General features: G+C 60.6%; 10 protein-coding genes and 1 riboswitch. Of the genes, 5 read left to right on the top strand and 5 right to left on the bottom strand.

Going from position 1 to position 11,706, the window contains the following annotated elements; all coding sequences use genetic code 11:
* Positions 1 to 5: 5 nt before the first annotated feature.
* Positions 6 to 1,886 (bottom strand): TonB-dependent receptor domain-containing protein, encoded by a 1,881-nt coding sequence (locus tag BM267_RS03300; RefSeq protein WP_036988564.1) that lies wholly within the window; start codon positions 1,884 to 1,886, stop codon positions 6 to 8.
* A 114-nt stretch (positions 1,887 to 2,000) separates the two neighbouring features.
* Positions 2,001 to 2,212, bottom strand: a riboswitch (cobalamin riboswitch).
* A 122-nt stretch (positions 2,213 to 2,334) separates the two neighbouring features.
* Here BM267_RS03300 and BM267_RS03295 point away from each other — a divergent pair.
* The 3 genes from BM267_RS03295 to BM267_RS03285 all read left to right on the top strand — a co-directional run bounded on the left by BM267_RS03295 (position 2,335) and on the right by BM267_RS03285 (position 4,586).
* Positions 2,335 to 2,985 (top strand): 2'-5' RNA ligase family protein, encoded by a 651-nt coding sequence (locus BM267_RS03295; RefSeq protein ID WP_051610697.1) that lies wholly within the window; start codon positions 2,335 to 2,337, stop codon positions 2,983 to 2,985.
* A 79-nt stretch (positions 2,986 to 3,064) separates the two neighbouring features.
* Complete coding sequence (locus tag BM267_RS03290) at positions 3,065 to 3,502, top strand: CBS domain-containing protein (protein ID WP_036988565.1); 438 nt, start codon at positions 3,065 to 3,067, stop codon at positions 3,500 to 3,502.
* A gap of 118 nt (positions 3,503 to 3,620) precedes the next feature.
* Positions 3,621 to 4,586: a 2-hydroxyacid dehydrogenase gene (locus BM267_RS03285; RefSeq protein ID WP_036988566.1), complete on the top strand. Its 966-nt coding sequence runs from the start codon at positions 3,621 to 3,623 to the stop codon at positions 4,584 to 4,586.
* A gap of 14 nt (positions 4,587 to 4,600) precedes the next feature.
* Here the strand turns inward: BM267_RS03285 and BM267_RS03280 are convergent, their stop codons facing one another.
* From BM267_RS03280 to BM267_RS03270, 3 genes are read right to left on the bottom strand one after another with little or no spacing between them, the layout of a single operon-like run.
* Positions 4,601 to 4,789: a hypothetical protein gene (locus BM267_RS03280; protein WP_074777902.1), complete on the bottom strand. Its 189-nt coding sequence runs from the start codon at positions 4,787 to 4,789 to the stop codon at positions 4,601 to 4,603.
* Positions 4,786 to 5,940: a PepSY-associated TM helix domain-containing protein gene (locus BM267_RS03275; protein WP_036988568.1), complete on the bottom strand. Its 1,155-nt coding sequence runs from the start codon at positions 5,938 to 5,940 to the stop codon at positions 4,786 to 4,788. Before BM267_RS03275 ends, BM267_RS03280 begins: the two co-directional genes overlap by 4 nt.
* Positions 5,941 to 5,959: 19 nt before the next feature.
* Entirely contained in the window at positions 5,960 to 8,119 is a 2,160-nt protein-coding gene (locus BM267_RS03270; protein WP_074777904.1) for a TonB-dependent receptor, read from the bottom strand.
* A gap of 166 nt (positions 8,120 to 8,285) precedes the next feature.
* Here BM267_RS03270 and BM267_RS03265 point away from each other — a divergent pair, with 166 nt between their 5' ends.
* On the top strand, positions 8,286 to 9,161 hold the full coding sequence (locus tag BM267_RS03265; protein ID WP_036988569.1) for a YihY/virulence factor BrkB family protein: 876 nt from the start codon (positions 8,286 to 8,288) through the stop codon (positions 9,159 to 9,161).
* Positions 9,162 to 9,233: 72 nt separating this feature from the next.
* Here BM267_RS03265 and BM267_RS03260 read toward each other — a convergent pair whose 3' ends face one another.
* Positions 9,234 to 10,175 (bottom strand): endonuclease, encoded by a 942-nt coding sequence (locus tag BM267_RS03260; RefSeq protein ID WP_036988570.1) that lies wholly within the window; start codon positions 10,173 to 10,175, stop codon positions 9,234 to 9,236.
* A gap of 273 nt (positions 10,176 to 10,448) precedes the next feature.
* On the opposite strand from BM267_RS03260, the gene BM267_RS03255 reads away from it, so the two are divergent.
* On the top strand, positions 10,449 to 11,669 hold the full coding sequence (locus tag BM267_RS03255; protein ID WP_074777906.1) for a 3-hydroxyacyl-CoA dehydrogenase: 1,221 nt from the start codon (positions 10,449 to 10,451) through the stop codon (positions 11,667 to 11,669).
* The last annotated feature ends 37 nt before the right edge of the window (positions 11,670 to 11,706 follow it).

Genomic DNA, 11,706 nt, shown 5'->3' with positions numbered 1-11,706 from the left:
TCCATTCAGAGGTCAGGGGTCCAGGTGACTCCAAGCATAGCGGTGAAGGGCAACTCCCGGTAACCGTAACCCTGTCCGGCATGGGTATACATCAAGCGGCTGTAGTCCTTGTCCATTACGTTGGCAAGCTTCATGTCGAAGGCCACTTCGCTGCTGGCCTGCCAGCTGGCACGCAGATCCAGTACGCCGTACCCGGACAGCTCGGTGGTGTTGTCACCGTTGCCGTAACTGCTGCTGACGGCGGTAAAGCTGGCACCCACACCGATATCGCCGAACTGGCGATCCAGGTTCAGGTTCAGGGTACGTCGGGCGCGGTTGGGCAAGGTGTGGCCATTTTCACGGCTGCGTGGATCGATGATGCTGATACCCAGATCACCCTGCCAGCCGAAGAGTTCCTGCTTCAGAGTGGCTTCGAAGCCATTGACGCGGGCGCGATTGATGTTGTCCACGGTGCTGAAATCGCTGGTGGTAACGATCAGGTCACGGAAGTCGGTGCGGTACAGCGAGGCTTCCAACTGGGTAGTCGGGGCAAGCTGGCTGCGCCATTGCAATTCATAGCTGCGGGATTTCTCCGGTTTCAGTTCGGGGTTGCCACCATAGAAACCATCGAAGGGCCAATAGAGATCGGCAAAGGTCGGTACCCGGAAGCCTTCGGCGTAGGACAGAATCAACTGGTTATCCGGATCAAGCCGGTAGCTCAGCGCACCGTTGAAGGTGTTTTCGTTGCCGAACTGCTGGTTGTCGTCATGCCGCATGCCCAGTTCGGTGCCAAAGCGCGCTCCCTGGAAGCTGTGCTGGGCGAATACCGCTTTGTTGTCCCGGTTGCTGACCTGGAAATCATTGCTGCTGCGTACCTTGTCATTCAGGTAGTCAGCGCCCAGACGCAGACTGTGTCCATTGCCCAGGGTCAGGGTGTTGAGCCAGTTCAGCGAATCGCGGTAACTGTTATTCACCGTGCTGCCGGGAAACAGTTTGTCGAAGTTCTCCTGCTTGTCCTCGCTGTGGCCCAGTTCGATACGGCTGCGCCAGATATCATTGATTCGCCCATCCAACCAAAGCGTGCTGGTGCTGATGATGTACTCGTCATAGGGAGCAGCTGGAGCGCCCCAGTTACCGAACGGGTTATCAAACTCGGTCTTGCCACGCTGATCCAGTACGGTGAACCCACCTTCAAATGCATCGGTGAACTGGTGACTCAGGCTCAGCGCCAAGGAGCGGTTGCGGTAACCATCATCATCCGCGTCACTGGCGAAAGAAGTGCGGGTGCGATCGATACCGGCAGTTTCCTCTAACCCGGCGGATAAATTGAAGCGCGTGCGCTCGTTGCCGCCGGAGAGACCAAGGTTGCGCTCCCAGGTACTGTCACTGCCACCGGCGATGCGCGCGTAGGGGCGCAGGCCTTCGCCCTCGCTTCGGCGGGTGAAGATCTGGATAACCCCGCCCATGGCGTCCGCGCCATGAATCGCTGAGCGCGAGCCGCGCAGCACCTCTATACGCTCGATCTGGTCGACACTGAGAAACTGCAGGGCGGCTCCGCCCATGGTGGCTGAACCGGCCCGCACACCGTCGATCAGCACCAGGGTCTGGCTGGTATTGGTGCCACGGATATACAGGCCGTAGGTCGCGCCGCGGCCCCCATAATTGGCGACCTGCACGCCCGGCACCTGGGTCAGCAGATGCGGCACGCTGGCCGGGCGCAGCCGTTCGATATCTGCACGGGTGAACACCGTACTGGCGGCGCTGCTGTCGCTGCGCTGTTCCACATCGCGGTTGGCGGTGATCAGGGTGTCGGAGAGTTTCAGCGCTTGTTCATGGGAAGCAGGCTGGGCAGCCAGTGTCAGGCTCGGGGCCAGGGCGACAGCAAGGGCAAGACGGGACAGTTTCATTATGAATCCTCAAAAGGTCGGATGACTTTCGAGGAGGGCAGATAAGCAAGTGCGGACGGGGCAGATAACAGACAAACCGGCACGGCACTTGACGGTGATGCCCTCCGCAACACCAGTCGATATTGCATGCGGGCCGGCCTCCGGACTCTCGACGCCCATCCGCTCACCTTCCCATGCCGTGGCACAGTGGTCTTGAGCGGACGCCGATCCATGATCGGGGTCGATTACCGTTGCGGGGGCAGTGCCGGGATTGCTCGACCTGAGCGAGCGCACCGGCTTTCCGTTTCATGCCTGATATCAGGCACACCTGCATGAATAGCGGCGCATCTTATGCCCCTGATCGGGGAAACACAAGCGACCGGATGGCACAGGGCTAGCTGCGGCTGGAGTGCGCCGGGCGGGCAGGGCATACTGCCCGTATCTTCGCCATCGTTGTTGGCCGCCGAGCATGCTGTTATCCGATACCGTCCCTTTTGCCGAGACCACCGTTGCGCAGCTGCGTGATTACACCGAGTGGCACCGTGGCCGCAGCCGCTATGCGATCTGGATGATCCCGATCAACTGTCCCCGGGCGCTGGCCCATATCGACCAGCTCACGGCCTCGCTGGCGGACCTGCTGCATCCCAGCCGGCGGCAGCCGCATATCACCTTGTTTGTCTGTGGTTTCGAAGGACAAAGTGTCAGGTACGACGACGATTTCACGTCAGCGCAGCTGCAGCGCCAACTGACGGGCCTCGACCGGTTGGCATTGCCGCCCTGCGAGCTACGCATAGGCGCGCCGGATAGCTTTGCCAGCGCAGCCTTTCTGACAGTGGACGACCCGCAGGGCCACCTGCCGCGCTGGCGCGAGGCGCTGGGCGCAGGCTGTAGCGAAATTCGGCAGACTAGTTACGTGCCGCACATCACCCTGGGGTTATATCGCCGAGCGATCAGTGCCACAGAGCTGCGCCAGCGGTTGCAATCATTGGTGATACCGGACACCTTACCGCTAGCGGTGGAATGCCTGGAGTATGCGACTTACAGCAGCCGTGACATGTTGGGGCCGCTGGAATGCCAATGGCGGGTAGCTGTCAGCAATAAGGAGGCCAATAGTCCATGAAACACCCTTTTTGCCTTGCCTGCCGCTTTGATTGATCCTTGACTGTTATCACCGGACCAGAAAATAAAAGGAGCAGCAGATGAGAACCGTGGCCCAGGTTATCCAGACCAAGCAGATCCAGCAGGTGCATACCATCGGGGCGGATGAGACGATGCTCAGGGCCTTGCAGTTGATGGCCGAGCATAATATCGGCGCGCTGCCGGTCACCGAGGGCGGTCAGGTGATAGGCGTGATAAGTGAGCGCGACTACTCTCGTAAATGTGTGCTCAAGGGGCGGGCGTCGGTGGGCACCATGGTACGCGAAATCATGAGCAGCCCGGTGACGACCGTGACACCGAAGCAGAGCGTGTCCGAATGCCTCTCGCTGATCACTGACCTTCACCTGCGCCACCTCCCGGTGGTGGAAGATGGGCGACTGGTGGGGCTGGTGTCGATCGGTGACCTGGTCAAGGAGACCATCGCCGAGCAGCAGGAGCTGATCCAGCAGCTGGAGCAGTACATCCGCGGCGAGGTGTAGCGCCACCCGATTGGCGCGTCCCGTTTCGGGGCTGCGGCTGCGCGGTGGGCCCGAACCTCCCGATGGGGTGACGGGCCGAACAGCTATACTGCGGATTTAAACGCCAGGGGGCTGTGTTGTGAAAAAGAACGTCGTGATATTCAATCGTCTTGCTCAGGATCTGATCGAGCGTCTGGCAGCCAACTTCAATGTCGTTCAATTGAGTGCAGCCAGCGAGCTGGCGGATGCGCTGGCTGCCGGTCCGGTACACGGCCTGATTGGTGCCGGCTGGCAGCTTGGCCGCCCACAGCTTGCTGCGGCTTCAGGCTTGGAGGTGGTTTCCAGTATTTCGGTCGGGTATGACAACTACGACCTGGATTATCTGAATGAGCGCGGCGTTCTGCTGACTAACACTCCCGATGTATTGACCGAGACCACTGCCGACCTGGGGATGACACTGATGCTGACGGCTGCGCGGCGGATCGTCGAACTGGACGGTTGGATGCGCGAGGGTAACTGGCGGGGCGGGCTGGGGCCGGAGTATTTTGGTTGCGATGTGCATGGCAAGACGCTGGGCATTATCGGCCTGGGCAATATCGGCGCGGCGATTGCCCGGCGCGGCCATTTCGGTTTCGGCATGCCGGTGCTGTACACCAGCAATAGCCGCAAACCGGAGCTGGAGCAGGAGTTGGGCGCTGAGTTTCGCGACCTTGATGACCTGCTCGGCGAGGCCGATTTTGTCTGTGTCGTCGTTCCGCTCAGCGAGCGTACCCGCAAGCTGATCGGCCAACGTGAACTGGCGCTGATGAAGTCCAGCGCCATTCTGGTCAACATCGCCCGCGGCCCGGTGGTTGACGAGGCAGCCCTGGTCGAAGCGCTGCGCGACGGACAGATCCGTGCCGCCGGGCTCGATGTCTACGAGCAGGAGCCGCTGTCCGAGTCACCGCTGTTCGCGCTGCCCAACCTGGTCTGCGTACCGCATATTGGCTCGGCCACACATGAGACGCGTCGGGTCATGGCGGAGCTGGCGGTGCAGAATCTGGAACGGGCGCTGCTCGGGCAGACGCCCCGGCATATGGTCAACCCGCAGGTGCGAACAGGCTGATCAGACCGAGCCGTTCAGGGCTCTGCCCGCGCAACGGCGCCAAGCCAGATGCCGGCGGCGGCGACCAGCCCCAGCGCCAGGCAGGACAGTACGTCATACCAGCCATCCCCCAGCAGGGCGACGATCAGCCCGGCGGCGCTGACTGTGCCGAACAATACGGGCCAGCGCCAGATTTGCATTGCCGAGTTGCCGGTGCCTTTCATGGCTGTAGCCTCGCGTCGGTCGAAGACTGGTTGGTGCGGGCCAGAGCGGACGCACCGGCTTTTCGCCTGCCGCGTTTGGCAAGCCATAGATAGAGTCCGCTGGCCAGCACGATGATGGTCAGCACATCCAGCACCGCCCAGATGATCTGCAACGCCTTGCCGCCGTAATCACCGAAGTGCAGCGGCCGGGATAACTGCAGCGCGTTGAAATACCAGGGCAGAGGCCGGCTGTCGGTCACCTGGGCAGTGCTGGCATCGACCAGCACCGGTTGCGACAGGTGGGCGGTCAATGCCTGATTGCCATGCATGAAGACGCCGTAGTGATGCGGGCTGGAGAAGCTGGTGCCGGGAAAGGCGACGAATTGGATCTGCATGTCCGGCAGATAGGCGCGGGCGGATTGCACAGCCGCTTCCAGTGAACCGCGTTCCTGCGGCGGCTGGCCGTGGTAGGGCGCCAGCATGGTGCTGAGCTGGTCGTTCTGCCAGGCCTTGACGATCAGATCGGCCCAGGCGTTGAGCACCCCGGTAGCGCCGACCACCAGAAACCATACCAGCGTAACGATGCCCAGCAGGTTGTGCAGGTCCAGCCATTTGAGTCGCTTGGTGCGCTGGCGCCGGACCTCACCGAAAGCCAGTTTCTGCATGAAGGGGGCATAGAGTACCGCGCCGGATATCAGCGAGATCAGCAGCAAGACGCCCATCAGGCCGAGAAACAACATCCCCGGCAGGCCGGCGAACAGGTCGATGTGCAGAGAATTGACGATATACATGAAGCCGCTTTCCAGCTGCGGCTCGCCGAGGATCTCGCCGGTGCGGGCGTCAATGGCCACCTGATGCAGGCCGCTGGTGGACGTCGGCGTGTCGGCCATGGTCAGGTACCAGACCCTGTCGTCATCGGGCTCGCGGGAAATGAACATGCCGCCCTGGCTGGGATGGCGTGCCTCGCCGATCTGCAGTATCCGATCCAGGCTGATATGCGGTGTATCCGCCGGCATCTCGGGCGCCTCGATTTCGGTGCCCAGCAGATGGCCAATTTCATGATGGAAGATCAGCGGCAGGCCGGTCAGACACAGCAACAGCATGAACAGCATGCAGACGAGGCTGGTCCAGGTATGCAGCCAGGACCAGACTTTCATGGATCGGACAGACATCAATAGGCTCCGGGCGGTTTCAGAAGTCCAGTGTGCTGGACAGAATGAAGGTGCGCGGTGCGCCGACAATCAGCGAGCCATCACCGGGATAGCCGCCGGCCGTGGCCCAATATTTCTTGTCGGCCAGGTTTTCCACACGGGCGCGCAGGGTCACCTGCTGATCGCCATCAAGCAACAGGCTGTAACGCACACCGGCGTCGAAGCGGGTCCAGGAAGGGACTTTCTGCTGGTTGTCGATGGCGGCATACTGGCTGCCGGTATGGATGGCTCGTGCATCCAGCGCTAGGCCACTGACGGTCGGCACCATCCAGTCGACGCCCAGATTGGCCTGCACTTTCGGTGCGCCGATGGCGTCGTTGCCTTCCACATCGCTGTCCAGCAGGCTGACCCCACCGAGGATTGACAACTGCGGTGTGGCCTGGCCGTACAGCGACAGCTCCACGCCGCGGTTGCGCTGATGGCCGATAACCCCGTAAACGCCGTTTTCCGTGCCTGCCATCTGCTTGCGACTCTGGTACAGCCCCAGACTGCCCCCGATACGGCCGCCGTCATACTTCATGCCCACTTCGTTCTGCCGGGTCTTGTAGGGAGCCAGGATCTCGCCGGCATTGTCTACCGGCTGGCCGCCGGCCTCGGTGGGTGCCACATCGCCCTTGACCAATCCCTCAATATGGTTGGCGTAGAGCGACAGCTCCGGTGTCAACCGGTACAGCACGCCGGCTACCGGGGTGATCTCACTCTCCGAGTAGGCACCCGTGCGTACGCCGCTGTTGTAGTCATAACCGTAACTGCGGATTTTCTGGTAACGCGCACCGAGGGTGATCTGCAGGCGCTCATCCATGAATGACAGTACATCGGCCAGCGCCACGCTGGAGGTCCGGGTCTTGTCGGTAAGCAATGGATGATCGAAGGTGCCGCCGATCAGCACCGGAGGTGGCGAGGGAACGTCGACCGGCTGGTAGATATTGCCTGGGAAGCCGGCGAAGTCGGAGAACTCATAGGCATTGCGCGAGTCCATGCGGTAGATCGAACTGGACAGGGTCACCTGATGGCCAACGCTGCCGGTATGAAAGGCGCTGCGTACACCGGCTTCGCCGGTCTTCACGGTATCTTCACGCACATTACTGAAACGGTTGGCAGTGCTGTCGCCGTTGGCATTGTTCACGGTCGGTTCGGAGAAGCTGCCGGACTCATCCCCCTTGCGCATGCCGGCCGCCACCCAGCCGGTGAAATACTCATTGAAATCATACTCGGCGCGCAGCGTGCCGAACGTATCCCGGGCGTTGGAGAAGGTCCAGGGCTGGGCGATGCTCTTGTCGGGATCGGGGACGGAAGGGATATCCACCCCGGGTGCGATGCTGATGGCTGGCTGGATATCATCCAGCTGGTGATCCTGATGGCCCAGGTCGGCGGAGATGCGCAGCCGGTCGCCACGGTAGTCGACACCCAGGGCAAACAGGCTCAGCTCATTGGACTCGCCGTCGACGGCGGTATCGCCATCGCGGCGGGCAAAATTGAGCCGCACCCCGATCCGGTCATCGGCCAGGCGTCTGGCGAAGTCGCCAGTAACATAGGTTTGCGTACCTGAGCGCACGCCGGCGGTGATCTGGTTGAGCGGCTGGTTGGGCGCGCGCTTGGGCACGATGTTGATCGCACCACCCAGACCACTGCCGCCGGGCGCGGCGCCATTGAGAAAAGCATTGGCGCCGCGCAGGACTTCCACGCGCTCGATCAACTCCGCGTCCAGATACTGTCTGGGCAACAAGCCATACAGGCCGTTGTAGGACATGTCGTCGGAATAGATCGGCAGGCCGCGCACCATATACACCTGCTGAAAATTGCCGAAGCCGCGGGCGGCACGCACCGCCGGATCGTTCTCGACAATATCGGCGACGCTGGCCGCCTGCTGATCCTGGATCAGCATCTGGGTGTAACTGGTGAGCTGGAATGGGGTTTCCATATTATCCTGATTACCCAGTAGTCCGACCCGACCACCCCGGGCCACCTGGCCGCCGGCATAAGCCGGTGGTAAACCGCCAGCGGAAGCATCGGCACTGGCGCGAACTTCGGTCGACGGCAGTGCCAATGGGCTATTGGCGTTGTCCTCGGCCAGAAGCGGAAGGGCATGGAGCGCCAAGGGCAATGACAAGGCGGTTAGGGTCAGCCGAAATGGGTGCATGGTGCTGGGCTCTCTGCAGTTGGCAGTATTTGTAATGCGAATCCTTATCATTGTAATTTGATTTTGTAAGTAATTGCTACAGCTGATCGAACGACGCCCAGCAACTTGGCCAAACTTTTGCCCGCCAGGGGCGTCCCAGCTAATGGGTCTATCGCAAGGGGGCGACATGTCATTTTTGCAGCTGCGCAATGCCGGTGTTTTTACCGTTTTGAAGCGAACCGCGAAGGAATTCAGCGATGATGATATGTCGACCTATGCCGCGGCGTTGGCATACCGGGCGCTGTTTTCCATTTTCCCCTTTGTCCTGTTTCTCATGGCGGTGCTCGGTTTCCTGCATTTGCCGAACTTCTTTGATTGGCTGCGAGCCCAGGCGGCGATAGTCCTGCCACCGGTGGCGCTGGATCAGGTCAACCCGGTGATCGATCAATTGCAGGAAAGCCAAGGTGGGCTGCTGTCGTTCGGCATCCTGCTGGCGCTGTGGACCGCGTCGATTGGCGTGCGCTCACTGATGAACGCGATGAACAAGGCCTACGACGTCAAGGAGGGGCGACCCAGCTGGAAGCTGTTCATCCTGTCCATTCTTTACACCATAGGCATTGCCATAATGCTGCTGCTGGCGGCCGGCTTCATGACCCTGGGGCCGCAGGTGATGGCCTGGCTTGCTTCGCAGATCGGGCTGGAGCAGGTGCTGGTCGTGGTCTGGAGCTGGCTGCGCTGGCCGGTGGCTATTCTGCTGCTGATGCTGGCCGTTGCGCTGATCTATTACGCTACGCCCGATGTCGAGCAGGAGTTTCGGTTCATCACTCCGGGTTCGGTGGTGGCGGTGATCGTCTGGCTTGCCGCCTCGGTCGGCTTCGGTATCTATGTGCAGAACTTCGCCAACTACAATGCGACCTACGGCAGTATCGGGGCGATTATCGTATTGCTGTTGTATTTCTACATTACTGCCGCCGTCCTGCTGCTGGGTGCTGAGCTCAATGCGGTGATCGAACATCTTTCCATGGAGGGCAAGGACGAGGGGGAAAAGGAAATCCCGCAATAAGGGTCTGGCGATGTTCATCTACTCCGTCATCCTCGGCTGCGCCGGGGATGACGGAAGGCGAGCCGGGTTACTTCAACGGCAGTTTCCAGCCTTGCGGTAACCCTGCTGCTGCGCTTCGGCTTCGCTGTTGAACCGCTGGATATTGCGGGCACTGACCTGACCGTAGCTCGGGCAACCCTGGGGCAAGTGATAAACCTTGCTGTTGCGGTTGCCGATGATGCGGTTGTCTGCTGACGCCGGGGCACGCTCAGTCGAGCGGGTCGAGGCGACCACTCCGGCACCGCTGTTGTGATGGTTCAGCGTCCATTGCCGCGCACCGGTGACGAAGGGATTGTCATGACCCATCAACCGGCTGATACGCTGATTGCGCTCCTGTTCCCAGATACTTACCGGCTGTTGCCGGTCCCAAGCCATCAGCAACCGTTGTTGCTGACTGGACATGGTCAGATCGTAATGATCGTGCATGTAGAACCAGACCCGGGCGATCTGCCCCTTCACTTCATTTCGCGGCTCCACGGTCCGCTCGGAAAACGCCACCTTGAAATCGCACTGACCATGTTGATAGGGCGTACCCGGTAGCATGCCGAAACGAAAGTTGCTGCGATCGGCATTGGTTTCACCGATGGCCGGCGTGAGGTTGTGCAGGTCGGCTTCCATGGCACTGAACACCGGGTCGGTCTTCTTGCAGTTGCTGCGACCGCCCTGCTGCCAGCACTGACGCTGCTGGCCGAACAGCGAAGCGGGGACGATATGCTCCCATTCGATCCGGGCGGCACGGTTGGGTTGGGCGCGGGTGCGGTAGCCGCAGCTGGCTGCATCCACTACGCCGCCGGAGCGGCCAACCCATTCCCAGCTGCAGCCGCAATAGAAGCTGCCATGGTCATTGCGGTCGTGGTACACCTGTTGGCGAGCCAGCGTCTTGGCGGACTCGAAAGTCGCCGGCGCAGCGGACAGGATGGATGGGAACAGAAAAGCGAAGAGACAGAGTGCGAGGGTACGACAGGATCTGGACATTGAACGACTTATAGCAATGAGAACCGGGGTATCCGATACAGCGGGCGCCATTGTACCGAAAGGCTAACGGAAAGTGTCCGTTCAGACGCAATCGGCTCGCATTTGAGTCAGATAATCTGCTGGCGCATATTCATATCCTGAATGCCGCCTATGGACGGGTTTCGTTTTTATTCGACGGGGCTTTTGCGTAATGTAATGGGCCGTTCAGTCCCTGCCGGTAGCCGCTGTAGTAACTGGTCCGGCGTATAAATACGATGATTTGGAGAGGAAATCATGGCTTCGTTTGAAGACATCAAGCAGGTAGGTGTAATCGGTGCCGGTACCATGGGACGTGGCATCGTCATGAACTTTGTCAACGCTGGTTACCCGGTGGTCTGGCTGGACGTGAATGGCGAGATGCTGGAGAAGGGCCTGGTCGAGATCGCCAATGTGTATAAGCGTTCGGTGGCCCAGCAACGTTTTGATGAGGCTGAGGCCCAGGCTCGCGTACAGCGCATCACCACCACTCAGGACTATGCCGCCCTGGCCGACATGGATCTGGTGGTCGAGGCCGTGTATGAAAACATGGACCTGAAGAAGACCATTTTCGCTGAGCTGGACAAGGCGGTTAAGCCATCTGGCATTCTGGCGACCAACACCTCTTATCTTGATATCGACGAGATTGCTTCCGCCACCCAGCGTCCGGCGCAGGTGCTGGGCCTGCATTTCTTCAGCCCGGCACACATCATGAAGCTGCTGGAAGTGGTGCGTGGCAAGGCCACAGACCAGGATGTGCTGGATGCCTGCCTGGCGGTCGGCAAGAAGATCGGCAAGGAAGCGGTACTGGCTGGCAACTGCCACGGTTTCATCGGTAACCGCATGCTGTCGATGTATTCGCGCCAGTCCCGTGAAGTAGTGCTGGAAGGTGCCACGCCCTGGCAGGTGGATCAGGCGCTCCAGGGCTTCGGCATGGCCATGGGCCCGTATCGTATGTATGACGTGGTCGGGGTGGACCTGGGCTGGCGTTCGCGGCAGTTGGCCGGTGTTGGCCGCGGCGAGCCGATCGTGTGGCTGGACAACCGCCTGTGTGAAATGGAGCGTTTCGGTCAGAAAAGCGGCCATGGCTTCTACCGTTACGAGCCGGGCAGCCGTCAGGCGATTCATGATCCAGAAACCGACATGATGGCCCGCGAAGTGGCCGAAGAAGCCGGTTATACCGCCCGCGACGTGGCTGATGAAGAAATCGTCCAGCGTTGCATTCTGGCACTGGTCAATGAAGGTGCGCGTATTCTGGATGAGGGCTTTGCCGAAAGCGCCGAGGATATCGATCGTGTTTACCGTTTCGGCTACGGCTTCCCGGCCGAGCGTGGCGGGCCGATGACCTATGCCGACAGCCTGGGGCTGGACGTGGTGCTACAGCAGATCCGTGAGCTGGAAGCGCGTCAGGGCGAGTTCTGGAAGCCGGCCGCTGGTCTGGTCAAGCGTGCCGAGGCCGGTGAGAAGTTTATCGGTTGAGTGTTGACCGGACACTGCCATAGCCTGAGAAGGCTAT

The sequence above is a fragment of the Halopseudomonas bauzanensis genome (assembly GCF_900114735.1).
In the GTDB taxonomy this organism is placed as follows: Bacteria; Pseudomonadota; Gammaproteobacteria; order Pseudomonadales; family Pseudomonadaceae; genus Halopseudomonas; species Halopseudomonas bauzanensis.
The sequence above is the reverse complement of the archived record's forward strand: the minus strand, read 5'-3'. Positions and strand labels throughout refer to the sequence as shown.

Coding starts and splice junctions, on each gene's coding strand:
- BM267_RS03300 (WP_036988564.1), bottom strand. CDS start 1,886: ATGAAACTGTCCCGTCTTGCCCTTGCTGTCGCCCTGGCCCCGAGCCTG.
- BM267_RS03295 (WP_051610697.1), top strand. CDS start 2,335: ATGCTGTTATCCGATACCGTCCCTTTTGCCGAGACCACCGTTGCGCAG.
- BM267_RS03290 (WP_036988565.1), top strand. CDS start 3,065: ATGAGAACCGTGGCCCAGGTTATCCAGACCAAGCAGATCCAGCAGGTG.
- BM267_RS03280 (WP_074777902.1), bottom strand. CDS start 4,789: ATGAAAGGCACCGGCAACTCGGCAATGCAAATCTGGCGCTGGCCCGTA.
- BM267_RS03275 (WP_036988568.1), bottom strand. CDS start 5,940: ATGTCTGTCCGATCCATGAAAGTCTGGTCCTGGCTGCATACCTGGACC.
- BM267_RS03270 (WP_074777904.1), bottom strand. CDS start 8,119: ATGCACCCATTTCGGCTGACCCTAACCGCCTTGTCATTGCCCTTGGCG.
- BM267_RS03265 (WP_036988569.1), top strand. CDS start 8,286: ATGTCATTTTTGCAGCTGCGCAATGCCGGTGTTTTTACCGTTTTGAAG.
- BM267_RS03260 (WP_036988570.1), bottom strand. CDS start 10,175: ATGTCCAGATCCTGTCGTACCCTCGCACTCTGTCTCTTCGCTTTTCTG.
- BM267_RS03255 (WP_074777906.1), top strand. CDS start 10,449: ATGGCTTCGTTTGAAGACATCAAGCAGGTAGGTGTAATCGGTGCCGGT.